Source organism: Streptomyces sp. NPDC016851, assembly GCF_055562795.1.
The window spans coordinates 118815-143395 of the sequence record NZ_JBVHEP010000006.1 but is presented as its reverse complement, the minus strand read 5'-3'; the positions used below and the strand labels follow the sequence as shown (position 1 = coordinate 143395).

General features: G+C 70.0%; 22 protein-coding genes. 9 read left to right on the top strand and 13 right to left on the bottom strand.

Annotated features, from left to right (window positions below; all coding sequences use genetic code 11):
- Window positions 1-25 precede the first annotated feature (25 nt).
- Entirely contained in the window at window positions 26-2170 is a 2145-nt protein-coding gene (locus tag ACZ3I3_RS12250) for a SpoIIE family protein phosphatase (protein ID WP_467364396.1), read from the top strand.
- Window positions 2171-2234: 64 nt separating this feature from the next.
- On the opposite strand, the gene ACZ3I3_RS12245 is transcribed toward ACZ3I3_RS12250, so the two are convergent.
- The gene (locus tag ACZ3I3_RS12245; RefSeq protein WP_467364395.1) at window positions 2235-4535 is read right to left on the bottom strand and encodes a transglycosylase domain-containing protein; all 2301 of its coding nucleotides are present in this window, start codon (window positions 4533-4535) and stop codon (window positions 2235-2237) included.
- Window positions 4536-4796: 261 nt separating this feature from the next.
- Between ACZ3I3_RS12245 and ACZ3I3_RS12240 the strand changes: the two genes are divergently transcribed.
- The 5 genes from ACZ3I3_RS12240 (at window position 4797) to ACZ3I3_RS12220 (ending at window position 9627) form a co-directional block, all read left to right on the top strand.
- Entirely contained in the window at window positions 4797-5732 is a 936-nt protein-coding gene (locus ACZ3I3_RS12240; protein WP_467364394.1) for an SPFH domain-containing protein, read from the top strand.
- A complete protein-coding gene (locus ACZ3I3_RS12235) occupies window positions 5729-5974 on the top strand; it encodes a type II toxin-antitoxin system antitoxin (RefSeq protein ID WP_467364393.1) in 246 nt (81 codons plus the stop codon). The genes ACZ3I3_RS12240 and ACZ3I3_RS12235 overlap by 4 nt, the downstream gene beginning before the upstream one ends.
- Before the next feature lie 112 nt (window positions 5975-6086).
- Window positions 6087-6611, top strand: a complete 525-nt coding sequence (locus ACZ3I3_RS12230; protein WP_467364392.1) for a PadR family transcriptional regulator — start codon at window positions 6087-6089, stop codon at window positions 6609-6611.
- Window positions 6608-7297, top strand: a complete 690-nt coding sequence (locus tag ACZ3I3_RS12225) for an ABC transporter ATP-binding protein (RefSeq protein ID WP_467364391.1) — start codon at window positions 6608-6610, stop codon at window positions 7295-7297. Before ACZ3I3_RS12230 ends, ACZ3I3_RS12225 begins: the two co-directional genes overlap by 4 nt.
- Window positions 7294-9627, top strand: a complete 2334-nt coding sequence (locus ACZ3I3_RS12220) for an ABC transporter permease (RefSeq protein ID WP_467364390.1) — start codon at window positions 7294-7296, stop codon at window positions 9625-9627. Before ACZ3I3_RS12225 ends, ACZ3I3_RS12220 begins: the two co-directional genes overlap by 4 nt.
- 28 nt (window positions 9628-9655) lie before the next feature.
- Here the strand turns inward: ACZ3I3_RS12220 and ACZ3I3_RS12215 are convergent, their stop codons facing one another.
- Window positions 9656-10600, bottom strand: a complete 945-nt coding sequence (locus tag ACZ3I3_RS12215) for a LysR substrate-binding domain-containing protein (RefSeq protein WP_467364550.1) — start codon at window positions 10598-10600, stop codon at window positions 9656-9658.
- Window positions 10601-10739: 139 nt separating this feature from the next.
- Here ACZ3I3_RS12215 and ACZ3I3_RS12210 point away from each other — a divergent pair, with 139 nt between their 5' ends.
- Window positions 10740-11294: a peroxiredoxin gene (locus ACZ3I3_RS12210; RefSeq protein WP_020276563.1), complete on the top strand. Its 555-nt coding sequence runs from the start codon at window positions 10740-10742 to the stop codon at window positions 11292-11294.
- A gap of 6 nt (window positions 11295-11300) precedes the next feature.
- On the top strand, window positions 11301-11834 hold the full coding sequence (locus tag ACZ3I3_RS12205) for an alkyl hydroperoxide reductase (protein WP_467364389.1): 534 nt from the start codon (window positions 11301-11303) through the stop codon (window positions 11832-11834).
- A gap of 155 nt (window positions 11835-11989) precedes the next feature.
- On the opposite strand, the gene ACZ3I3_RS12200 is transcribed toward ACZ3I3_RS12205, so the two are convergent.
- From ACZ3I3_RS12200 to ACZ3I3_RS12185, 4 genes are all read right to left on the bottom strand, one after another.
- Complete coding sequence (locus ACZ3I3_RS12200; RefSeq protein ID WP_467364388.1) at window positions 11990-13297, bottom strand: AI-2E family transporter; 1308 nt, start codon at window positions 13295-13297, stop codon at window positions 11990-11992.
- A 137-nt stretch (window positions 13298-13434) separates the two neighbouring features.
- A complete protein-coding gene (locus ACZ3I3_RS12195; RefSeq protein ID WP_467364387.1) occupies window positions 13435-14136 on the bottom strand; it encodes an aggregation-promoting factor C-terminal-like domain-containing protein in 702 nt (233 codons plus the stop codon).
- Window positions 14137-14552: 416 nt separating this feature from the next.
- Entirely contained in the window at window positions 14553-15878 is a 1326-nt protein-coding gene (locus ACZ3I3_RS12190) for a PhoH family protein (RefSeq protein WP_356929349.1), read from the bottom strand.
- Between the two features lie 721 nt (window positions 15879-16599).
- Window positions 16600-17373 carry an isoprenyl transferase gene (locus ACZ3I3_RS12185; protein ID WP_356929348.1) on the bottom strand — a complete coding sequence of 258 codons (774 nt, stop codon included), beginning with the start codon at window positions 17371-17373 and terminating at the stop codon, window positions 16600-16602.
- A 564-nt stretch (window positions 17374-17937) separates the two neighbouring features.
- Between ACZ3I3_RS12185 and ACZ3I3_RS12180 the strand changes: the two genes are divergently transcribed.
- Window positions 17938-19149, top strand: coding sequence for a winged helix DNA-binding domain-containing protein (locus ACZ3I3_RS12180; RefSeq protein WP_467364386.1), 1212 nt, complete (start codon window positions 17938-17940; stop codon window positions 19147-19149).
- 28 nt (window positions 19150-19177) lie between these two features.
- On the opposite strand, the gene ACZ3I3_RS12175 is transcribed toward ACZ3I3_RS12180, so the two are convergent.
- From ACZ3I3_RS12175 to ACZ3I3_RS12145, 7 genes are all read right to left on the bottom strand, one after another.
- Window positions 19178-19978: a class I SAM-dependent methyltransferase gene (locus ACZ3I3_RS12175; protein WP_467364385.1), complete on the bottom strand. Its 801-nt coding sequence runs from the start codon at window positions 19976-19978 to the stop codon at window positions 19178-19180.
- Window positions 19975-20430 (bottom strand): GNAT family N-acetyltransferase, encoded by a 456-nt coding sequence (locus ACZ3I3_RS12170; protein ID WP_467364384.1) that lies wholly within the window; start codon window positions 20428-20430, stop codon window positions 19975-19977. Before ACZ3I3_RS12170 ends, ACZ3I3_RS12175 begins: the two co-directional genes overlap by 4 nt.
- An 86-nt stretch (window positions 20431-20516) precedes the next feature.
- Entirely contained in the window at window positions 20517-21395 is an 879-nt protein-coding gene (locus ACZ3I3_RS12165) for an LLM class flavin-dependent oxidoreductase (protein WP_467364383.1), read from the bottom strand.
- 79 nt (window positions 21396-21474) lie between these two features.
- Window positions 21475-22122: a hypothetical protein gene (locus ACZ3I3_RS12160; protein ID WP_467364382.1), complete on the bottom strand. Its 648-nt coding sequence runs from the start codon at window positions 22120-22122 to the stop codon at window positions 21475-21477.
- Window position 22123: 1 nt separating this feature from the next.
- Window positions 22124-22789 (bottom strand): hypothetical protein, encoded by a 666-nt coding sequence (locus ACZ3I3_RS12155; protein WP_467364381.1) that lies wholly within the window; start codon window positions 22787-22789, stop codon window positions 22124-22126.
- Complete coding sequence (locus ACZ3I3_RS12150; protein ID WP_467364380.1) at window positions 22786-24162, bottom strand: hypothetical protein; 1377 nt, start codon at window positions 24160-24162, stop codon at window positions 22786-22788. Before ACZ3I3_RS12150 ends, ACZ3I3_RS12155 begins: the two co-directional genes overlap by 4 nt.
- Window positions 24159-24482 carry a hypothetical protein gene (locus tag ACZ3I3_RS12145; RefSeq protein WP_467364379.1) on the bottom strand — a complete coding sequence of 108 codons (324 nt, stop codon included), beginning with the start codon at window positions 24480-24482 and terminating at the stop codon, window positions 24159-24161. Before ACZ3I3_RS12145 ends, ACZ3I3_RS12150 begins: the two co-directional genes overlap by 4 nt.
- Between the last annotated feature and the right edge of the window lie 99 nt (window positions 24483-24581).

Below are 24581 nucleotides of genomic sequence, written 5' to 3'. Positions count from 1 at the left end.
ACCTCTGGCGTGCAGCCCCGGACGGATGGATGCGACACGCGTGACGGAGCAGCCGACCTCCTTCGAACGCCCGCAACCGGGCGTCGACCCCGCGGATCCCCGCGGGGGGCTCTTGCATACCCCCACACCGGCGCGTGCGCCCGGCGCGGGCGCCTTACCCGTACAGGGCCGCTGCGGCGGCGACGTCACCGCTCCGCTCACGACGGCGCACACCACGCCAGGCACGTCGGAGCCGGGCACCTCCACGCCGTTCGGCAAGGGCAAGGACACCGTGAGCGACCCCGCCTCCGAGCACTCCCAGCCGGGTACCGAGCAGACCGCCGAGCGCGACACCCCTCGGCCGCGGCCCGCCCCCGAGGGCATTCCGGTCCAGCCGGCCGACGAACAGGACCGGCCGGCGCCCGGCACCGACGGGCAGGAGCGCCGCAGCGGCCAGAGCCTGCCGCCCGGCCGGCCCACGCCCATGCGGCGGGACGGCGACCGGCTGCGCTTCGTGGGGGCCGCCACCCGGCGGATCGCCCGCGGCATCGATCTCGACGAGATCGTGATGGGGCTGTGCCGGGCCACCGTGCCCACGTTCTCCGACGCGATCCTGGTCTACCTGCGCGACCCGCTGCCCGTCGGCGACGAGCGGCCCACCGGCCCGCTGGTGCTGCGGCTGCGCCGCACGGACCGGATACCGGCCGAACGCGACACGGAGAACGGCTTCCTGCCGGCCACGCAGCCCGAGCCGAACGAACTGGACGCGGTCGGCGCCGAGCTGTGCGAGGTGCGGCCCGGCAGCGCGCTGGCCGAGGTGCTGCGGGGTGTGCGCCCCGTGTTCACCGACGCGCCCGCGGCCCGTGCCGCACTGCCCGAACTGCTCGGGGAGGGCGGCGAGTTCGCCGTACCGGACGGACAGCGCGCGATCCTCGCGCCGCTGCGCGGCCGGCGCCGGGTGATCGGTGCCGCCCTGTTCCTGCGCCGTCCCGAGCGGATGGCCTTCGAGCCGGACGACCTGCTGGTGGCCGCCCAGCTCGCCACGCACAGCGCCCTCGGCATCGACAAGGCCGTGCTGTACGGCCGCGAGGCCTACATCGCGGACGAGCTCCAGCGCACGATGCTGCCCGAGACGCTGCCCCGCCCCACAGGCGTGCGGCTCGCCTCCCGCTATCTGCCGGCCGCGGAGACCGCGCGCGTCGGCGGAGACTGGTACGACGCCATCCCGCTGCCGGGCAGCCGGGTCGCCCTCGTCGTCGGCGACGTCATGGGCCACTCCATGACCTCGGCCGCCATCATGGGCCAGCTGCGCACCACCGCCCAGACCCTGGCCGGTCTCGACCTGCCGCCGCAGGAGGTCCTGCACCACCTCGACGAACAGGCCCAGCGCCTCGGCGTGGACCGCATGGCGACCTGCCTGTACGCCGTGTACGACCCGGTATCGCACCGCATCACCATCGCCAACGCCGGTCACCCGCCGCCCGTCCTGCTCCACCTGGGCGGCCGTGCCGAGGTGCTGCGCGTGCCGGCCGGTGCCCCCATCGGGGTCGGCGGCGTCGACTTCGAGGCCGTGGAACTGGACGCGCCCGCCGGCGCGACCCTGCTGCTGTACACCGACGGCCTGGTCGAGTCCCGGCTGCGGGACGTGTGGACCGGCATCGAGCAGCTACGGGAGAAGCTCGCCGCGACCGCGCAGCTCACCGGGCCGGACCATCCGCCGCCCCTGGAAGCGCTGTGCGACGAGGTGCTCGACATGCTCGGCCCGGGCGACCGGGACGACGACATCGCGCTGCTCGCCGCCCGCTTCGACGGCATCGCGCCCAGCGACGTGGCGTACTGGTTCCTGGAGCCGGAGGACGCCGCGCCCGGCCGGGCGCGCCGCCTGGCCCGGCGCGCACTGCAGCGCTGGGGCCTGGAGGAGCTCAGCGACTCCGTCGAGCTGCTGGTCAGCGAGGTCGTGACGAACGCCGTGCGGTACGCCTCCCGGCCGGTCACGCTCCGGCTGCTGCGCACGGACGTGCTGCGCTGCGAAGTGGGCGACGACGTCCCGCAGTTGCCGCGCCTGCGGCAGGCACGCGCCACGGACGAGGGCGGACGCGGGCTGTACCTGGTGAACCGCCTGGCCCGACGCTGGGGCGCGACCCGGCTCAGCACGGGCAAGGTCGTCTGGTTCGAGCTCAACCGCAACTGAGACACCGTACGAACGAGCCGAAGGGCGCCCGGTGTCCGCCGGGCGCCCTTCGGTGTGCCTCCTGCTATTCGTCCTGTCGGTCGTCACCCGGCTTGACCGGGTCGAAGGGGTCGCCACCACCGTCGTCCGGCGGTGTCGTCTGCGGGGACGTGGGCGGGGTGATGGTGGACGGTGTCGTCGAGGGACTCGCCGGCGGGGAGCTGCTCGGCTCCTCCGTCGTCGGCGGCGGTGACGACGACGGTTCCTCGGTCGTCGGCTCCTGCGTGGGCTCCTTGGTCGGCTCCCGCGTGGGCGTCGGCGTCCACGTCGGCTGGACGGCCGCGCCCTGCTGGGTGTCCAGGTCGAACTTGCTGACGTCACCCATCACGCCGAAGGTGTACGACGCCCAGATCTGCGCCGGGAAGCCACCGCCGTTGATCCGGGGCTCGCCGGCGGCCTTGTACATCGGGACCTGGGCGTGGGTCTTGGGGTCCTCGCCGAACAGGCCGACGGAGGTGACCAGGTTCGGTGTGTAGCCGGTGAACCAGGCCGACTTGTTGTTGTCGGACGTACCCGTCTTGCCGGCGACCTGCTGGCCGTCGCGCTTGGGGTTGTTGCGCACGGACGCCTGCGCCGTACCGTCGTCGACCACGCCGGTGAGCACCGAGGTCACCGAGTCGGCGGCCTCGCGGCTGACGGCCTGGTCGCCGACCGGGTCGGGCATGGTGACCGACTTGTTCAGGTGCTCCGCCGACTTCACGAGGGCCGGGGTGACCTTCTTGCCGTGGTTGGCGAGGGTCGCGTAGACGCCCGCCATCTCCAGGGGGCTCGCGCCCATGCTGCCCAGGGTCTGGGCGGGCACGGCCTCCATGTTCTTGGTGTCCATGCCGAGTTTGCCGGCGACGTCGACCACGTTGGTCATGCCGACGTCGACGCCCATCTGCGCGAAGACGGAGTTGACGGACTTGTTCATCGCCGTCTGAACGGAGATCGGGCCGTAGTTCCGGTCGTCCTCGTTCTCGGGGGCGAAGCCGACCTCGCTGCCGTCTTCCACGACCTGGCGCTTGCTCGTGCCGTCGTAGACCGTGTTCGCGGTGATCGGCTTGCCGTCCTGCGTCTCGGCCTGCTCCTCCAGGGCCGCGGCGAGGATGACCGGCTTGAACGTGGAGGCGGGCTGGTAGTCGGAGCGGGTGGCGTTGTTGGTGTAGTGCTCGAAGTAGTCCACGCCGCCGTACATCGCGACCACGGCGCCCGTCTTCGGGTTCACCGACGCGGCACCGGCCTGGATGTCCCCGTCGACCTTGCGCTTCTGGGGGTCCAGCTTGCTGGTCAGCTGCTGCTTGACGGACTTCTCCAGCGCCGCCTGCTTCTTCTTGTCGATGTTGAGTGTGACGGTCCAGCCGCCGGCGCTGACCATCGCCTCGGCTTCCTTGGCGTTGCTCGCGGTGCCCTCGGCGACGAGCTGCTTCTCCAGTGCCGCGTTGGCCGCGTTGACCAGGTAGCCCTTCTGGCCTTCCATGCCGGGGGCGGGCCTGGGCTCCTTCGGCACGGGGAACTTCATGCCCGCACGCTCGGATTGGCTCAGCCAGCCCTCGTCGACCATGTTGTCCAGGACGTAGTTCCAGCGGGCCTTCACCAGCTTCTTACCCGTCGGGGAGGCGGCCGCCCAGTCGTACTGGCTCGGGGCCTGGAGAAGCGCGGCGAGGTAGGCGCCCTGCGCGACCGTGAGGTTCTCGGCGTCGGTGCGGTAGTAGGCCTGGGCGGCGGCCTGGATGCCGTAGGCGTTGCGGCCGTAGTAGCTGGTGTTGATGTAGCCGGCGAGGATGTAGTCCTTGGACTTCTCCCGGTCCAGCTTCAGGGAGATGACCAGTTCCTTCAGCTTGCGGGAGACGGTCTGTTCCTGCGTCAGGTAGTAGTTCTTGACGTACTGCTGGGTGATCGTCGAACCGCCCTGCGCGCCCCTGCCCGCGAGTGTGTTGAACAGGCCGCGGGCGGTGCCCTTGAGGTCGACGCCGGCGTCCTTGTAGAAGGTCTTGTTCTCGGCCGCGACGAAGGTGAGCCGCACCTCTTTGGAGACCCTGGACAGGTCGACGACCTCGCGGTTGACCTTGCCGTCGCGGGCCATGATGGCGCCGTCGCTGTACTTGTAGATGTTGCTCTGCCGCTTGGCGTCGGCGTTCCCCTCGGGGATGCCGATCATCATGTACAGCACGATGAAGGCCCCCATGCCCAGCAGGCACAGGCCGAAGAAGGTGCCGAGGATCTTCTTCCAGGTGAAGAGCCTGCGTATGCCGCTCTTCCCGGCCGCGCCCGACGAACGGCGGCGCTTGGGTGCCGCCCGGCGCCCACCGCGCTGTCTGGCGCGTCTCTCTTCCGCTCGTCCCATGGGTCCGATCCGCTCCGCTTCGTTCGTGTGTGCTCACATGTCACACGGGTTCGCCGCTCAGGTCAGCTCAGAAAGCTAACACCGGGAGATAAGAGAGAGGGCTGCCGATCCGGCCCTTTGCGGGCGTGACAATCAGCACCCATCCCAACGGAACCGACGTTCGAGACACGCGCAGGGTTGCCATGACGCGAAAAAGTGATATCACTTAGATAGATGGAAGCTATGCAGGAATCGCTTCCCGGGAGAAACGGGGGATCACTCATGTCCACACACCAACCGCAGGTGACCGCAGACGTGCCCGAGATGCCGGCGCCCCGTGTGCGGGAGTTCACCGCGCACAGCATCGGCGGCGGGCTCGCCCTGCTGCTCGGTCTGCTCGGCCTGCTGGCCGGCGCCGGTCTGATCGCGGCCGCCACATCGGTCGACGGGGGCGGGGCCAAGGCCGCACTGATCATCGGCGGCATCCTGGTCGGGCTCGCGGCGTTCCTGGCCATGTGCGGGCTGAACATGGTGGCGCCCGGCGAGGCCCGGGTCGTCCAGCTCTTCGGCCGCTACCGCGGGACGATCCGGCAGGACGGCCTGCGCTGGGTGAACCCCCTCACCTCGCGCACCAAGATCTCGACGCGTGTCCGCAACCACGAGACCGCCGTCCTGAAGGTCAACGACGCCTACGGCAACCCGATCGAGCTCGCCGCGGTCGTGGTGTGGCGCGTCGAGGACACCGCCCAGGCCATCTTCGAGGTGGACGACTACGTCGAGTTCGTCTCCACGCAGACCGAGGCGGCCGTGCGGCACATCGCCATCGAGTACCCCTACGACGCCCACGAGGAGGACGGCCTCTCGCTGCGCGGCAACGCGGAGGAGATCACCGAGAAGCTCGCCGTCGAACTGCACGCGCGCGTGGAGGCGGCCGGGGTGCAGATCATCGAGTCGCGCTTCACGCACCTCGCGTACGCCCCCGAGATCGCCTCGGCGATGCTCCAGCGGCAGCAGGCCGGAGCGGTCGTCGCGGCCCGGCGGCAGATCGTCGACGGGGCGGTGGGCATGGTCGAGGCCGCGATCGCCCGGATCACCGAGCGGGACATCGTGGAGCTGGACTCCGAACGGAAGGCGGCGATGGTCTCCAACCTGATGGTGGTGCTGTGCGGGGACCGCGCCGCGCAGCCGGTCCTCAACACCGGGTCGCTGTACCAGTGACGGAGCCGTCCGAGGGTCCGGGTTCCCGGCGCCGGCCGCAGCAGCAGCGCAAGCAGGTGCTGCTGCGGCTGGACCCGGCGGTGTACGAGGCGCTGGCGCGGTGGGCCGGGGACGAACTGCGGTCGGCCAACGCGCAGATCGAGTTCCTCCTGCGGAAGGCGCTGGCCGAGGCGGGCCGGCTGCCGCGGGAGACCGGGCCGATGCCCCGGCGGGGCAGGCCGCCCGGGGACTCTGAGCAATAGCCTGTTGCGGAACCGTGACAACAGCCCCCGACCTGCGGGGGCGTACCGCCCGCCATGAACTGCACACTCGGCGTATACACGCCGCGTATACACCCCGTGTACAGTCCTGGTCATGTCCATCGGTCACACCCTCCTGGGGCTCCTGGAGTCCGGCCCGCGCCACGGTTACGACCTGAAGCGGGCCTTCGACGAGAAGTTCGGTCACGACCGGCCCCTGCACTACGGCCAGGTCTACTCGACGATGTCCCGGCTGCTGAAGAACGGGCTCGTCGAGGTCGACGGCATCGAGGCCGGCGGCGGCCCCGAGCGCAAGCGGTACGCGATCACCGAGGCAGGCATCACCGACGTCGCTCGGTGGCTCGCGACGCCGGAGAAGCCGGAGCCGTACCTCCAGTCGACCCTCTACACCAAGGTCGTCCTCGCGCTGCTCACCCACCGCGACGCCGCCGACATCCTCGACACGCAGCGCTCGGAGCACCTGCGCAGCATGCGGATCCTCACCGACCGCAAGCGCAAGGGCGACCTGGCCGACCAGCTGATCTGCGACCACGCCCTGTTCCACCTGGAGGCGGACCTGCGCTGGCTGGAACTGACCGCCGCCCGCCTGGACAAGCTCCGTGAGGCGGTGGCCCGATGACGATTCCCGCTGGTTCGCTGCTCACCGCCCAGGACCTGCGCAAGGCGTACGGGCCGACCACCGCGCTCGACGGTGCCGAGTTCTCCATCCACCCTGGCGAGGTCGTCGCCGTGATGGGTCCGTCCGGGTCGGGCAAGTCGACGCTGCTGCACTGCCTCGCCGGGATCGTGCCGCCCGACTCGGGCTCGATCACGTACAACGGGCGTGAGGTGACGTCGATGAGCGACGCCGAGCGCAGTGCGCTCAGGCGCTCCGAGTTCGGGTTCGTGTTCCAGTTCGGCCAGCTCGTGCCCGAACTCACCTGCGTGGAGAACGTGGCGCTGCCGCTGCGCCTGAACGGGTCGTCCCGCAAGGAGGCCGAGCGGACCGCGCTGGCGTGGATGGAGCGGCTGGAGGTCGACGAGCTGCGCAAGAAGCGGCCCGGCGAGGTGTCCGGCGGCCAGGGGCAGCGGGTCGCCGTCGCCCGCGCGCTGGTGACGAACCCGCGTGTGGTGTTCGCCGACGAGCCGACCGGCGCGCTCGACTCCTTCAACGGCGAGCGCGTGATGGAGCTGCTCACGGACGCCGCCCGGTCCGCCAACACCGCCGTGGTGCTCGTCACCCACGAGGCCAGGGTGGCCGCGTACTCCGACCGCGAGATCGTCGTACGCGACGGCAAGTCCCGGGACATGGAGCGCGTCGTATGAGTGCACGGCAGTGGGCCGCCGATCTTTCCATGGGGGTCCGGTTCGCCTTCGCGGGCGGACGCGAGGGGTGGATCCGGGCGCTGCTGACAGCCGTCGGCGTCGGGCTCGGAGTGGCGCTGCTGCTGCTCACCACCGCCGTCCCGAACGCGCTGGCGGAACGGGACCGGCGTGAGGCGGCGCGCAGCGACCACACCTTCAGCCAGCAGGTGGTACCGAAGGCCGACAACACCCTGATCGTGCTGGACACGGACACCACGTTCCGCGACCGGGACGTGCGGGGGCGCATGCTGGAGGCGGAGGGCCCGCGGGCTCCGCTGCCGCCGGGGCTCTCGGAGTTCCCGGCCAAGGGCGAGATGGTCGTCTCCCCGGCGCTGAAGGAGCTGCTCGCCTCCGGCAGCGGGAAACTGCTGCGGGAGCGGCTGCCCTACCGGATCACGGGCACGATCGGCGAGCAGGGTCTCGTCGGCTCCCAGGAACTCGCCTACTTCGCGGGCGGCAAGGGGCTCGCGGACCGCCTCGACCACGTCAGCGGAGCCCGGATCGAAAGCTTCGGCAATCCGGACCTGGCACCGTCCGACCCGTGGGACCCGGTCCTGCTCCTGCTGGTCCTGGTCGTCTTCGTGGTGCTGCTGATGCCGGTCGCCGTGTTCATCGCAGCGGCCGTGCGGTTCGGCGGCGAGCGGCGCGACCGCAGGCTGGCGGCACTGCGGCTGGTCGGCTCCGACAGCCGGATGACCAGGCGGATCGCTGCCGGCGAGGCCCTCGCCGGATCCCTGCTGGGGCTCGTCCTCGGCACCGGGTTCTTCCTGCTCGGGCGCCAACTGGCGGCCACCTTCGAGGTGTACCACGTCAGTGTGTTCCCGAGCTATCTGGACCCCTCTCCGCTGCTGGCCGCCCTGGTCGCGCTGGCGGTCCCGACGGCCGCGGTGCTGGTGACCCTCCTCGCCCTGCGCGGGGTGGTGATCGAGCCGCTCGGCGTGGTGCGTACGGCCAGGCCCGCGCGGCGCCGGCTGTGGTGGCGGCTGCTGCTGCCGCTGGGCGGGCTCGCGATGCTCTTTCCGATGATCGGGCAGGGCGACGACGGCGGAGAGTTCAATCAGTACCTCGTCGTCGGCGGCGTCATGCTCCTGCTCGTCGGCGTCACCGCGCTGCTGCCCTGGATCGTGGAGAGGGTCGTCGCCCGGCTCGGCTCCGGCGGGATCGCCTGGCAACTGGCCGTGCGCCGACTCCAGTTGAGCAGTGGCGCGGCGGCTCGCATGGTCAACGGCATCGCGGTGGCGGTGGCCGGGGCGATCGCGCTCCAGATGCTGTTCGCCGGGGTGGAGGGCACCTACACCGCCGCGTCGCGGTACGACGTCTCGCGGGCCCAGATGCAGGTGCACGTGCCGGACGGCGTCGAACTCGCCGCCACCGCCGAGAAGTTCCGCGACACCCGGGGCGTCCGCAAGGTCACCGCCCTGGCCGAGACCTACCTCGCCGACAAGCGCACCGACTCCGACTCCCTCGTCCAGGTCACCATCGGCGACTGCGCCGCGCTCCGCGAGGTGGCCACGCTGCCTTCCTGCCGCGACGGCGACGTCTTCGCCGTGCACGGGGCGCAGTACGACACCGACACGGCCAGGCTGGCCAAGCCGGGCAAGAAGCTGTGGTTCGACAGCGCGAACGAGGGCCGGCCCGGAGAGCAGTTCTCCTGGAGCGTGCCGCGGGACATCCGGCAGGCCCAGCCCCGCGAGGACCCGACCGGGACCGAGCGCGGCGGCATCCTGCTCACGCCGGGCGGGCCGCTCCCGAAGCTCGCGTCGTTCGCCGAGGGAGAGCTCTACCTGAGCCTCGCCCCCTCGGAGCCGGACGCGTACGAGTACGTGCGCAACGCGGCGGCGCGCATCGACCCCATGGTCGACCCCATGGTGTGGAACTCCGTCGAGAGCAACAGCCGCTACGCCACCATCCGCACCGGCCTGTTCGTCGGCGCCGCGTGCGTGCTGGCCCTGATCGGCGCGAGTCTGCTGGTCTCGCAGCTGGAGCAGTTGCGCGAGCGCCGCAAGCTGCTGTCGTCCCTGGTCGCCTTCGGCACCCGGCGCCGCACCCTCAGCCTGTCGGTGCTGTGGCAGACGGCGATCCCGATCGGACTGGGCCTGCTGCTCGCCGCGACGGTGGGCATGGTCCTGGGCGCGGTCCTGCTGCGGATGACCAACACGGCGGTCCGGGTCGACTGGCCGAGTGTGCTGTCGATGACCGGCATCGGCGCGGGTGTCGTCCTGGTGGTGACGCTGCTGAGCCTGCCGCCACTGCTGAGGATGATGCGGCCGGACGGGCTGCGGACCGAGTAGGAGCCTCAGGCTCTTCCGCGCCAGACCGTCAGGCGTCCCGGGCTAGGACCCTTACGGGCAGCGGCCGCAGTGCCTCCCGCAGGGCGGCGGCCAGTTCCTCGTACTCGGCGCCGCGCGCGGCCCCTGCCCGCATCGCGAGAGCGACCCTGCGGGTGGGGGCCGGGTCGGTGAAGTACCCGGTGAGGAGCTGGCTGCTGCGGGAGATCTCGACCTTGAGGGCGGTGCGTGGCAGCAGCGTGACGCCGAGCCCGCCCGCGACGAGCTGCACCAGGGTGGACAGCCCGGCGGCGGTCGTGGTGACCGGCGCGTCCTCGCGGCCGGCCTCCCGGCAGATGTCGAGGGCCTGGTCGCGCAGGCAGTGCCCCTCGTCCAGCAGCAGCAGGTTCAGCTCGCGCAGCGCCTCGCGCGGGATGCCCTCGCGTCCGCCGAGCGGGTGGTCGAGCGGGGTGACGAGCACGAAGTCCTCGTCGAACAACGGCAGTTCGGCGACGCCCGGCACGCCCAGCGGCACGGCGAGCAGCAGCAGGTCGAGCCGGCCGTTGGTGAGGCCGTCGAGCAGGCTGGAAGTCTGCTCCTCGTGCACCTGGAGGTCGAGGTGCGGATACCGGTCGTGGACGAGCCGCAGGACGGTGGGCAGCAGATACGGCGCCACGGTCGGGATGACCCCCAGCCGCAGCACGCCCGTGAACGGCGCCCGGACCGCCTCGGCCTCCTCCATGAGCGCGCCCACCTCGGCCAGCACCGCCTTGGCCCGTACGGCGATCCGCTCGCCCTCGGGTGAGAGCAGCACCTTGCGCGTCGTACGCTCGAGGAGCGTCACTCCGAGTGTCTCCTCCAGCGCCGAGACGGCGCCCGAGAGGGCGGGCTGGCTCATGCCGATGGCCCCTGCGGCGTCCCGGAAGTGCAGGTGCTCGGCGACCGCCGCGAAGGCCCGCAGCTGGGCGAGGCTGGGCTGCCTGCGCTTATTACCCACAGTCACTGATAACTACCTCCGATCAACTCGACCGAGTGTAGCTATTTCCGTAATCAATCGACCCTGTGCCAACATCAATAACGTCCAACCCATGGGAAACACCCGCAATCCGGGTGTTTCTTCGCTGCAAGGAGAGCGTGTGCTCACTGTCGGTGACAAGTTCCCCGAGTTCGATCTGACCGCCTGCGTCTCGCTGGAGAAGGGCAAGGAGTTCCAGCAGATCAACCACAAGACCTACGAGGGTCAGTGGAAGGTCATCTTCGCGTGGCCCAAGGACTTCACCTTCGTGTGCCCGACCGAGATCGCCGCCTTCGGCAAGCTGAACGACGAGTTCGCCGACCGCGACGCCCAGGTCCTCGGCTTCTCCGGCGACTCCGAGTTCGTCCACCACGCCTGGCGCAAGGACCACGACGACCTGCGCGACCTGCCGTTCCCGATGATGGCCGACTCCAAGCACGAGCTGATGCGCGACCTCGGCATCGAGGGCGAGGACGGCTTCGCCAAGCGCGCGGTGTTCATCGTGGACCAGAACAACGAGATCCAGTTCTCGATGGTGACCGCGGGTTCGGTCGGCCGTAACCCGAAGGAGGTCCTGCGGGTCCTGGACGCCCTCCAGACGGACGAGCTGTGCCCCTGCAACTGGTCGAAGGGCGACGAGACCCTCGACCCGGTCGCGCTGCTCGCCGGAGAGTGATCTGACATGTCCCTCGACGCACTCAAGTCCGCCGTACCGGACTACGCCAAGGACCTGAAGCTCAACCTGGGCTCGGTCATCGGCAACTCGGACCTTCCGGCCCAGCAGCTGTGGGGCACGGTCCTGGCGACCGCGATCGCCTCGCGCTCCCCGATCGTGCTGCGCGAGCTGGAGCCGGAGGCGAAGGCCAACCTGTCGCCCGAGGCGTACACGGCCGCCAAGTCCGCCGCCGCGGTGATGGCGATGAACAACGTCTTCTACCGCACGCGGCACCTCCTGTCGGACCACGAGTACGGCAACCTGCGCGCGGGCCTGCGGATGAACGTCATCGGCAACCCGGGCGTCGACAAGGTCGACTTCGAGCTGTGGTCCTTCGCGGTCTCCGCCATCAACGGCTGCGGCATGTGCCTGGACTCCCACGAGCAGGTCCTGCGCAAGGCCGGCCTCGACCGCGAGGTCATCCAGGAGGCGTTCAAGATCGCGTCCGTGATCCAGGCGGTCGGCGTGACGCTGGACGCCGAGGCTGTGCTGTCCGAGTAACCCTCGGCTGTACGCCCCCCATTGCAGGGCCCCGCCCACCTGACCGGTGGGCGGGGCCCTGTCGCCTTTCGAGTCAAGCCTCTTGTCCGACCGTGTCGGGCGGCGGGTGGGCATAGGCCCGGGGGTCCAGGGGGCGGAGCCCCCTGGGAGCCGGGCTACTCCGACGGTGGCTCCTGTTGGGGCTCCGCACTCATCGCCGTAGCACCCCGCGGGCGGACGGAATGCCGCAACGCCGACTTCCTGGAGTACGCCCGCAGATACCCCACCACCGTGTTGGTCACGGCCACCAACGGCACGGCCACCACCGCACCCCCGATCCCGGCGACCATCCCCCCGCACGCCACGGACAGCACCACGGCCAGCGGATGCACCCGCACCGCCCGCCCCAGAATGAACGGCTGCAGGATGTGGCCCTCGATCTGCTGCACCGCCAGCACCACCACCAGGGTCATGACAGCCGTGAACACCCCCTGGGTGACCAGCGCCACGACCACCGCCAGCGCCCCGGACATCACCGCACCCACCAGCGGGATGAACGCGAACAGGAAGATGAACACCGCGAGCGGCACGGCCATCGGGACGTCGAGGAAGTAGATCCCCAGCCCGATGAAGATCGCGTCGATCAGCGCGACGATCACCGTGCCCCGCACATACGCCGTCAGCGTCCGCCATGCCGCCGGCCCGGCCCCGGCCACCCCCGGCCGCGCCGCCGCCGGCACCAGCTTCAGCGTCCACTCCCAGATCCGCTTGCCGTCGTAGAGCAGGAACAGCGTCGAGAAGACCGCCAGCAGAATCCCCGTCAGCGACTCGACGACGACCGTCACGCCCTCCAGTCCCGCCGAGGTGATCTGGTCGGTGTTCGCGCCGACCGCCTCCCGCAGGTTCTTGGCGATCTCGTTGATCTGCTTGTCCGTGACGTGGAAGGGGCTGTTCAGCAGCCAGTTCCGCAACTCGTCGATGCCGTCCTGGATCTGGCCCGAGAGGTCGTCGATGTTCTCCATGACCTGCCAGGTCACGAACCAGCCGATCAGCCCCATGACGACGAAGCCGAGGATCGCGGTCAGCGCCGTGGCCGGCCCGCGCGGCACCCCGAGCCGTCGCAGCCGCGCCACGGTCGGCTGGAGGACCGCGGTGATGAGCAGCGCGCTCACGAACGCCAGCACCACCAGCTGGACGGCGCTGATGATCCGCATCAGGACCCACAGCGTGCCCGCGAGGACGAGCAGCCGCCAGCCGGCCTCCGCCGCGACCCGCACCCCCCACGGCACGGCCAGCGCGGGATCGGGCCGGGCGGGTACGTCGGGCGCGTAGTCCGGGGGCGGCGGCACGTGTTCGTCGGACGACGCCCGGGACTCGGTCTCGTCCCGCTCCCGTTCCGCCTCGGCGCGGCGTTCGTTCCACCGCTCGCTCATCTCGGTCAGTCCGGCACCGAGCCGGCCGAGCCACCCTGGCACTCGCGACATGATCCGTCCTTTTCCCCCGTCTCTCCGCACCACTCCCCCCTGGAGTCGTCCGTCAAGACCGTACATGGCGCGAGCCCCTCACCGTACGACGGTGAGGGGCTCGCGCTGAGGATGGCTGCGGCTGAAGGACCGCGGGCTCAGTACCAGTTGTTGGCCTGCCAGAACGACCAGGCGTCACACGGGCTGCCGTAGCGGTCATTCATGTAGTTCAGGCCCCACTTGATCTGGGTGGCCGGGTTGGTCCGCCAGTCGGCACCGGCGGACGACATCTTGGTACCGGGCAGCGCCTGGAACATGCCGTAGGCCCCGGAGGAAGGGTTGACCGCCTTGTAGTTCCAGTCGGACTCGTGGTCCACGATGTTGCTGAAGCACTGGAACTGACCCGCCGGCACCATCTGCCGCGCCATCGCCTGGATCTGCGCGATGGAGTAGGAGGTCGCGACGGGGAAGTCGGAGACGTCCTTGGAGCGGCTGGCGGCCTCCTTGGCCTCCGCGCGCTCCTTGGCGGCCTTCTCGGCCGCGGCGGCCTTCTCGGCGGCTTCCTTCTTCTTGGCGATGGCCGTCTCGGCGGCAGCCTTGCGGGCGGCCTCCTCGGCGTCCTTCTTGGCGCTCGCGTCAGCGGCGATGGCCTGTGCGTCGGCCTGCTGGGTCAGCGACGCCGTCTGCACCTGGGCCTGCTGGCCCGCGGGAATGTCTGCGAGCAGCGTGGTGCCGCTGGCCGTCGCTTCGGCGTCGTTGTTCTGCGCGGTGCTGCCCGAGGCAACTCCGACGACGCTTCCGACAGCGGTGACCGCCGTGGCCGAAGCCACTGCGAATCCCCGGACCGAGATCCGGCTCACACGGTTTCCTTCCAGCATCGCCCGCTTCGGTGACCCTCGCGGACGCAATCGTGCCCCTGGCACTGGCCTCCCCAACTGCGGGTCACGGGAGGCGCGGGCCCGGTGGGCAACTCCCTCACGGGAGTGCCGCGTAATGCTCGGGCGGCATACGACATCGCTATGAAGTTGAAGCTGTGCTCTTAGTGGTGCCGTACCGCTGGGGGTACAGGTGTGTCGTATGCGGGGCCTGACAGGAGTGAGACTCTGCCGCAACTCGATGGGGCAAGGCAATTCCCAGTTGCGTGTGAAAGCTCACATCCCGTTTGGCTCGGGAGATTCACAGAAAGGCCACACGCGAAGGCGCCGCCCGGCTAGGCTCTTCGCCTTTCCGGACGGCGCCAACTACTGCGTAACCGCCCCCGTTTGGGGCAGGACGGTCAGATGTGTCCGTCTTCGAGCATTTCGGTCACAAGAGCAGCGATCTGCGACCGCTCGGACCGGGTCAGGGTCACGTGCGCGAAAAGCGGATGCCCCTTCAGCTTCTCGACGACGGCGACGACTCCGTCGTACCGGCCGACCCTCAGGTTGTCCCGCTGCGCCACGTCATGGGTGAGAACCACCCGTGAATTGGCCCCGATACGGGACAGAACGGTAAGAAGTACGTTCCGTTCCAGGGACTGTGCCTCGTCGACGATCACGAACGCGTCGTGCAGCGAGCGGCCGCGGATGTGGGTGAGCGGCAGCACCTCCAGCATCCCGCGGGCGGTGACCTCCTCGATGACCTCCCGGCTGGTGACGGCCGACAGCGTGTCGAACACCGCCTGCGCCCAGGGGCTCATCTTCTCCGCCTCGGAGCCGGGCAGATAGCCGAGCTCCTGCCCGCCCACCGCGTACAGCGGACGGAAGACCATCACCTTCTGGTGCTGACGGCGCTCCAGCACCGCCTCCAGACCCGCGCACAGCGCCAGCGCCGACTTTCCGGTGCCGGCCCGACCGCCCATCGACACGATCCCGACGTCCGGATCGAGCAGCAGGTCGAGCGCGATCCGCTGCTCGGCGCTGCGGCCCTTGATGCCGAACGCCTCGCGATCCCCGCGTACGACACGGACGTTGCCCTCGGCCGTGACCCGCCCGAGCGCCTTGCCGCGCTCCGACTGGATCATCAGGCCCGTGTGCACCGGCAGGTCGGCGGCCTCGGGGACGTAGACATGCCCCTCCTCGAAGAGGATGTCCACCTGTTCACCGGTCAGGGTCAGTTCGGACATTCCGGTCCAGCCGGAGGAGTCCGTGATGGCGAGCTCCGCGCGGTACTCCTCGGCGAGGAGCCCGACCGAGGACGCCTTGATCCTGAGCGGGAGGTCCTTGGACACGACGGTGACGTCGAACCCCTCGGCCTGGAGGTTGCGGGCGACCGCGAGGATGCGGGAGTCGTTGTCCCCCAGGCGGTAGCCGCTCGGCAGCACACTGGGGTCCGAGTGATTGAGCTCGACACGGACGGTTCCGCCGAGGTCCCCGGTGGGGATGGGGGCATCGAGGCGGCCGTACCGCACCCGGTAGTCGTCGAGCAGACGCAGGGCCTGCCGGGCGAAGTAGCCGAGTTCGGGATGGTTCCGCTTGGCCTCCAGTTCCGTCACCACGACGATGGGAAGCACGACCTCGTGCTCGTCGAAGCGGCTCAGGGCGTTCGGGTCGGCCAGCAGGACGCTGGTGTCGAGAACATAGGTGCGCCGGTCGGGCTTGTGGCGCTTTGTGCTGGTCACCACGGAAGGACGTACCCCCTCGGATGAGGTCGGGGAGCGACGGAGTGGAGCTGGACCGGTCGTCGGCCGCCCTGCGCGGGCCGAGAACCGGCCCTCCGCCTCTTCGTCCGTGCTGTGACCGCACGATCGGGCTGGTGCAAAGGGCCTCCCGGGCGGACGGCCCCGTGCCGTCCGCTGAGATCCGACACCCGGGGATCGGGCGTCGACCTGACTGGCTTATGCCCTCGAACGGGCGTCGCCATGCCACGGCATATGACGGCGGTCCGGTGAACTCCGCGTTACGCGCGCCTTCGGAGGGGTACCGGGAAGGTTTGCGACGTGCCGCGACCGCGGTACCCGGCGGCCCGCGCGGCCCCGCGAAGTCCCGCATCCGGCAGCGCGCGCCGGAGTGCGGGTCAGCCTGCGTTGGCGCCGGGGGCGGGCGGTGAAGCGCGGTTCAGCGGTCGCCGCCGCCGGGGCAGGCGGCACAGCGAGGTTCAGTCAATGGCGTAGAGCGGTTCAGCCGTCGTCGCCGCCCGGAGAGTGCGGTGAAGCGCGGTCCAGCCGTCATGACCACCGGGAGCGGGCGGTGAAGCGCGGTCCAGCGGTCGCGGCCGCCGGGGGCGGGCGGCGCAGCGAGGTCCAGTCAATGGCGTAGAGCGGTTCAGCCGTCGTCGCCGCCCGGAGAGTGCGGTGAAGCGCGGTCCAGCCGTCATGACCACCGGGAGCGGGCGTGAAGCGAGGTTCAGCCGCCGAAGCGGCGGTGGCGGGCGGCGTAGTCGCGCATGGCGCGCAGGAAGTCGACCTTGCGGAAGGCCGGCCAGAACACGTCGCAGAAGTAGTACTCGGAGTGCGCGGTCTGCCAGAGCATGAATCCGGACAGGCGCTGCTCACCGCTGGTGCGGATCACCAGGTCGGGGTCGGGCTGGTCGCTCGTGTAGAGGTGACGCCCGATCATGTCGATGTCGACGGCCTCGGCGAGCTCCTCCATCGAGGTGCCCCGGTCCTGGGCGTCGAGCAGCATGGAGCGCACGGCGTCGGCGATCTCCTGGCGGCCGCCGTAGCCGATGGCGACGTTGACCACTATCCCGTCGACATGCGCGGTGGCCTCCTCGGCCTCCTTCAGCACCGTCTGCATCCCGGAGGGCAGCAGATCGGGCGTGCCCACGTGGTGCACGCGCCAGCGGCCGTCGGCGGCCAGGGTGCGCACGACGTCCTCGATGATGCCGAGCAGGGGGACGAGCTCCTCCTGCGGCCGGTCGAAGTTGTCCGTGGACAGCAGCCAGAGGGTCACGACCTCGACGTCGGTCTCACTGCACCAGCCGAGGAACTCCTCGATCTTCTCGGCTCCGGCCCGGTGGCCGTGGACGGTGCTGGAACCGGCGGCCTTCGCCCAGCGCCGGTTGCCGTCCATGATGACGCCGATGTGCTTGGGCACCTGAGCGTGGTCCAGGTGGCCTTCCACCCGGCGTGCGTACAGCCTGACCAGCAGGCCACGCAGCTTGTCGCGCAGGTTCACGTGATCGTCAGCCCCTCCGTACGGATCGGACAGGCCGCGGCATGCGGCCCGGTCGTGGCCGCGGGCGGTCCCTGTCCGTGTGGCAGTCCCCGGAGGCGAAGCCTACCCCCGCTGCCGCCGTGGGCCGCTCACGGGTGCGGAACGGAGAATTCCGGCCGGTGTTCCGGGCGGTCTCGGCGCACAAAAAAACGGGCCGGTCCGTGGGGGGGAGACGGACCGGCCCGAGGGGGGGTTTCCACCATAACCCTTTGTAAGTGATGCTGCGTGCACCGGCGTGCCACAACTACTCTCCGGAGCCACCCGACGACGCGTTGATGCCCGCGGAACCTCTCGCTCACGGCTCACCTCTGGCCGAAACGCAGCCCCCAGACAGCCCGTACGCTGCCCATACGCAGGGGAATCGTGTGCCCTGAGGCAGGATCCGGATGATTTGCCGCACCTTGGGGCTCACTCGCCGACTTGTCCCCGTATCCCCCCAACGGGTGACGTCCACCCGGACATGCCCTTGACCCCACACCTCGATGTAGGTCAGTTTCTGTCCTCATGCAGGACTAGCGTCGTGCCATGACGACGATCTCTGGGATCACGTGGGACGCGGCGAGCGCACGGCGGGCCGAGCGGCAGTTCCTGGCCGGGCCGGCGGGGGACGGGACGCCGGTCGCGGACGTGGTCGGGGCGATGATGGGGGCGCACGCGCAGGTGCTGTCCGCGGCCGAGGTGTCGGTGGGCGTGCGGACGTCCGGGCTGACCAGGGCGGACGTACGGACGGCTCTCTGGGACGAACGGTCGCTGATCAAGACGTACGGTCCGCGCGGCACCGTACATCTCCTCCCGGCAAGGGAACTCCCCCTCTGGTCGGCCGCCCTGACCGCGATCCCGGCCGGGCCGAGCCCTTTCCCGCCCGACGTGCGGCTCACCGAGGAACAGTCCGCACAGGTCGTGGCGGCGATCGGGGAAGCACTCGAGGACACGTGCCTGACGCTCGACGAACTGACCGGGGAGATCGTCGCGCGGACGGGCCCGTGGGCCGGCGACCGCGTGATGCCGGCCTTCCAGGACCTCTGGCCGCGCTGGCGGCAGGTGCTGCACCGGGCGGGCTGGGCGGGCACGCTGTGTTTTGGCCCGAACCGCGGCCGGAAGGCGACGTACACGCGCCCGACGTACACGCGCCCGCCCGCCGCGGACCCGGCCATGGCCCCGGCCACGGACCCAGCCACGGGGACGGGCGGTGGGACAGGCGGCGCGTTGGAGACGTTCGTGCGCCGCTACCTGTATGCGTACGGACCGGCGACCCCGCAGCACTTCGCGAAGTGGCTGGCGGCGCCCGCCGGCTGGGCCGGCAACGTGTTCCGGGAGCTGGCCGCCGCGGGTGGTATCGAGGAGGTCGACTTCGAGGGCACGCGGGCGTGGGTGGCCGCGGGTGACACCGACTTCCCGGACGGGCCCCCGCGGGGCGTGCGGCTGCTGCCGTACTTCGACGCGTACGTCATCGCCGCGCAGCCCCGCGAGCGGCTGTTCCCCGGTGCGGCCTACGAGCGTGCCCTGGCGGGCGGCCAGGCGGGCAACCATCCCGTGCTGCTGGTCGACGGGGTGGTGGCGGGCGTCTGGCACCAGCGGCGCCAGGGCCGTCGTACGACCGTCACCGTCGAGCCACTCGTCCGGCTGACGGCACGGCAGGAACGGGAGCTGGGTGAGCAGGTGGAGCGGGTGGGCGAGGTGCTGGAGGCGAAGGCGGAGTTGGTGGTGGGACAGGTGACGGTGGGCCCGCATGCGTGAGGGACGGCTGCGGTGAGCCGCGGCTGGGTCAGGTGGGTGGGGCACTGGGACTGCCCGGCTTGCGGGCCTCGAAGAGGTGCCGGGTGCTGTGGGCGACGAAGGGCCCGTCGGACTGGATCCGCTCGTGCAGTGCGCGCAGCTGCGGCTCGTACGCCTCGACGGTGAAGCCGGGCACCATCCACACCACCTTCCGCAGGAAGTGCACGACCGCGCCGATGTCGTGGAACTCCATGCGGAGCCGCTCCGCGCGCAGATCGACGACGTCGAGCCCCGCGGCCTCGGCGTCGGCCCGCTCGCGCTCGGGGTGCCGGCCACTGCGCGCCTCGTCCGGCTGGGGCCCGAGGAAGTGCTCGACGAGTTCGAAGACACTGGCCGGTCCGACGTGCTGGGCGAAGTACGTCCCTCCGGGCTGGAGGACGCGGGCGATCTCGCCCCAGTGCGGACGGACGGGATGCCGGCTCACGACCAGGTCGAAGGCGCCGTCGGCGAAGGGCAACGGGGCGTCCTCGGGCGCGGCGACGACCGCGACTCCGCGCGGACGGAGCAGGGCGGTCGCCTTGGCCACGTTCGGCGGCCAGCCCTCGGTGGCGACGACGAGCAGGGGCCGCTTCGGGGTCCTGGCGAGAGCGAAGTCCAGCACTTCCCCGCCGCCGGTCTGGATGTCGAGCACGGCCGAGGCACGCCCCAGCCGCGCGGCCGCCGACGTCGCGTACCCCCAGGAGGGCCGGGCTTCGGTGGCCCGCCCCTCGAACCAGGAGAAGTCCCAGCCTTCGGTGGGGACACAGGCCCCTTCGGCGACGAGGTCTTCGAAGGTGCGGCGCACGGTCACGTCAGAACGAGCAGGACGTGCTCGTCGTCTTCGTACTTGACGGTGCCGGCGGGACGGAAGCCGTGCTTCTCGAGGAGACGTACGGAAGCGGTGTTCCCGCTGAAGGGATCGGCGTGCAGGGGCCGGTTCTGCTCCTGCTCCAGGAAGAGTTCCAGGGCCCGGGTGCCGATGCCGCGTCCCCAGTACGCGCGCCCGAGCCAGTACCCCAGGAAGCGGCGGTCCTCCTCCCACCAGGCGACGAAGCTGCCGGCGACCTCACCGTCCACGGTCACGGTCTGCACGCAGTTGGCGTCGTCGCCGAGGACCCGCCGCTTCCAGTGCGCCATGAAGGCCTCCCGCGGCCGGGGCGTGAACCTCGACCGCCGGGTTGCCTCGGGATCCTGCTCGTAGGCGCAGAACGCCTCGAGATCGTCTTCCACGACATCACGCAGCCGCACGTCTTCGGTAGTCATGCCGATGAGTGTGGCACCGGCCACTGACAACGACCCCGCGGAAGCCGTCGCACCGCCGGGGCCCACCTTGCCTCAGGGCATTGGGCCTACGGAACGAGCGGCCGTACTTCCTCCGCAGCGAACCGCACGAAACCCTCGGGGTCCGGTTCGTCACCGGTGGGCTGGAGGACCACCGTGTCGGCCCCGGCCTCGGCCAGCCGCTCGACGGCCTTGGCCACGGCACCGGCGTCCCCGGCGACACCGAGATCCGAAACGGATTCGAGCCCTTCGTCGGCCAGCTCGGCACGCAGCCGGTCGGCGGCGTCGGCCCCGGTGGCGGTGAGCAGATACACGACGACAGGATGCCGCCCCGCCCCGCGACCGGCCGCCTCTCTGCCCTCCTCGATGAGCTGCCGCGCCTTCCGCACGCCCTCCGGATTGGTGGAGGCGGTGAGAATGGTGCCGTCGGCGGCCTCCCCGGTGAGCCGCAGCGAACGCGGCCCGGTGGCCCCGGCCAGCACGCCACCCCCGCCACCCTCCGGCGGCCAGTCGAGGGCGACGTCGTCGAGCCTGACGTACCGCCCGTCGGTGGTCACCCGCTCCCCGCCCAGCAGTGCGCGCAGCGCGACGAGATGCTCCCGCAACAAGGTCACCGGCGACTCGACCCGCGCCCCCACCTGCCCCATCCAGTCCTGCACGCCATGCCCCACACCGACGACGGCCCGCCCCGGAAACATCCGGTGCAGCGAGGCCACCTCCATGGCGGTGATGGCAACGTTCCGCAACGGCACGGGCAACAGCCCGACACCGATCCGCACGCGCTCGGTCCAGGCGAGGGCAGCGGCCGCGGTCGAAATACCCCCCTCCCGAAAACAGTCCTCCCAGAGCCAGAGCTCTTCGAGGCCTGCACTGTCTGCGACTTCGCAGACCGATCGCAGGCGCTCGGGGGCGAGTTGGGGTCGGAAGACGGCGCCGAGTGTGGTCATGGGGCCCTTCATACCCCAGTCCGAAAGACGTCGAACAACACCTGCACGAGCTGAGAAAACGGCCCGGCGGACGCCGATGTCAGCTGGAGAGACGAACTCCGGCACGGCGGGCCCGCTCCAGCGCTTCAGGAGAAGCACTCCGCTCCCCGTCGGTACGGGCGTTCAGCCCGGCGAGCTGGTAAAGCACGAAGAGGCGCTTGGGACCGGGTACCGCGATGACACCGGCGAATCGTGGGTCACCCGCGAACCAGATGTCGGCCACCTGGGCTGTCTTCTCGGTCTCATAGCCGCGCCCGAGACGACGGCGCCACCATGCGGACCGCGCATGACCGTGAAGGATGACGTGAACACCATCGTCAGGCCGGTCCGGGTTGGGGAACTCCAGCCAAACGTCGCCGAGCTTCGCTCCGGGAATCTGCCCGATCCCGCTCTCCGGTGTCTTGTGCGTCTGCCAGGGATACACCTGCAGGATGCGACGCGCCTGAACAGCCGCAACGATGTATTGGCGCTGAAGAAATGATCGATAAAGGGCATACACGACGACGGGTAGCATGACCCACATCGACCATCGCCCCACGAGAATCATGAAAGCGAAGGCACCGACGCACACTGCGGGCCAGAGAATCTGACCGACAACGGCGAAGGTGAACAGCTTCTTCCAAGCACTCTGGGTGGCGGAGTCGTCCCAGGCAGAAGCCGAACCTGTGGGGTGATGCACGGTATCCATTTCACGCCTCGCCATGTTCCATCGGCAACGGGTTGTCAAAAGTGACCATGCGGGCCGTTTCCCGGAGTAGGTCCCGATAATGGCCAGAACGGTGGACGGCAATTGTCGACAGCGTCAGGATGGCCAGTTTGCGGGCATCCGGAAACGGCACATAGGCGACTTCCTGCAGCAGTTCCTGCGACACATCGGCAACCTGATGGCTGGTACGGATCTCCACGAGCGTCGCAGGGCCGCACGGCAGATCAAGGGACTCCACATGACTGGCGTCTGCCATCCCCGCGGCGGCACGAGCAGCCAGCACGCCACGTGGTGCCCAGGATGTCTCCTGCCAGCCGAGGGTGAACAAGGACAGCAGGAGACTTCCGTCCCCTTCATCGTCGCGATGCATCCCCGCAGAGCAATGGATGACACCGCTGTAGGCCAGCACCTGAGCCAAGCGTCGGACCGGTGCCAACAGTTCCAGGAGCTGTCGGCTGTTCTCGGGGCCGGTCAGCATCTCGGCAAGCGCCTCGAGTGAGCGCCCCTGGCCCTCGGCGCTCGTCGGCACTTCCTCCGCCGCGACGAGTTCCATGAGCGGGATCGGCACGAAGCCCGCAGGCAGCGCGAACCAGATGTCCGCGTCCGGCATCCTGGCGGACGGGTCGATGACGAAGGTGTCCGAGCTCATGAGGCGGCAGCCACTCCCCCGAACAGGTACTTGAGCACCCCGGCTGTCGCCGCCCCGTCGATCACGCTGGTCCTCACTCCGTCCAGCGTGCCAGTCACAGTTTTGGCCCCGTCGGAGTCCAGTGTGTCGTAGAGGCTGCCCGCGATCCCGTACGCAGCTGTGCCGGCTCCCAACCACGTCGCCCCAGCCTCCACCTTCGGCAACACCTGGTCCGTGTGGGCGCCGAAGACCCGCACTCGCTCGAACAGGCTCGGCGCGGCGGAGACGGCCACGGCTTCCTCGCGGATCGAAGCACCGACAGTGGCGGCCTTCTGCCCGAAGGTCAGGGCCTCGTCCGCGGTACGGGCAGCGGCGCTCAAGGCTTCCGGCGCCTTCATCAGCCCCTTGGTCACCGCGCCGAGCCCTGGCACGATTCCCAGCGCGTCCCCGGCGACCGAGATGGCATTGCTCCAGAAGTCCAGGTCCAGTTCGCCGTTCTTGATTCCGTCACTCAGGGAAGCCCACACCTCGTCGTCCTGCAAGCGCAGGGTGAGGGCCGTGCCGCTCAGCAGTCCCGCACCCAGCAAGAGGAGTGGAACCGCGAGCGGGCCTGTGGCGAACAAGGCGATTACCCCCAGAACCGCCGCGATGCCACTGAGAATATCCGGCAGGTTGTCACCCACCCAGTCCGTGAACTTGTCCCATGCACCCGGTTCGTGTGGGGCAAGCTTCGTCGTGGCGTCGCCGATCTTGCCGGCGCGGTACCGGGCCTTTTGCTCGTGCTCCTCGGCAAGGCTCTTCGCCTTGCCGAGGATCTTGTCGAGTTCGGCCTGGGCCTCTTCCACCGCGGTGTTCGCGTGGGTGAGGGTCTTCTGGGCCTCGTCGTAGCGAGCGCCCTTCTTGTCCAGACCCGGGGCGTTCTCCGCCTTGCTCGCACGGCCCTTCGCGGCGTCCAGGACCGCCTGGGCCTCCTTCGCGTCCTTCTCCAGGCGCCCGGCGCGGCGCTGGAAGTCCTCCAGTTCGCCCTCCCAGCGATCCAGCTGCCGGGCTGCCTTGCGGATCGAGTGCGCGGCGTTCTTGAGGTTCAGGGGCAGCGTCCCGCCGTCCAGCTCCTCCCGGAAGGCGACGGCCGCGTCGCCCTTCCAGTAGCTGCCGTCCATCAACTCGGTGACCAGGCCATGGCTTTCCTCCAGGACCTTGGCGCAGTTCACCAGCTTCTTGCGCAACTCGCGGACCGTGTCCGTGCTGCCCGGCGCGGGATTGAAGCCCAGGTGCGGGTAGTCGGGGTTCGGGATGCTTCTGCCCGACTGGAGTCCTTGCGGCTTGTCGAGGTCCGTGTTGTACCGCGGATCGGCAGCGGTAGCCGGACGCTCGGAACCAGCGGTGTAGGTCATGCCGAACCCGCCGACCCGCCCTTGCCCTTCCGGGCCTTCTTCAGCGCCTCCTCCAGCGCCTTGTCCACCTCGTTGTAGCTGTCCTTGCTCTGCCCGATGATCTTGGCGAGGTCCTCGGTCTGCTCGCCGATCTGCTCGGTGCCGTACTTCCAGTCCTCCTGGAAGCTCTCGCACGCGGCGTCCAGGTCGTCCGTGCCCAGGCCGGTCACCGACGCGTCACTCAGCGCCTTGTGCAGCCCTTTCAAGGAACTGCCCGATTTCTTCAGCAATTTCATGAAGTGCGCGAGCTCATCGTCGTCAACGGCCAGCCGCTCCGCCATGCAGCCGCTCCCTCTCCACGTTCCCTGCTTCCACCAGCAAGTGACTCTAACTGTTCCGCTTGTGAAGCAGGCCGGGCGGCCACTCGCGCGAGTGGCCGC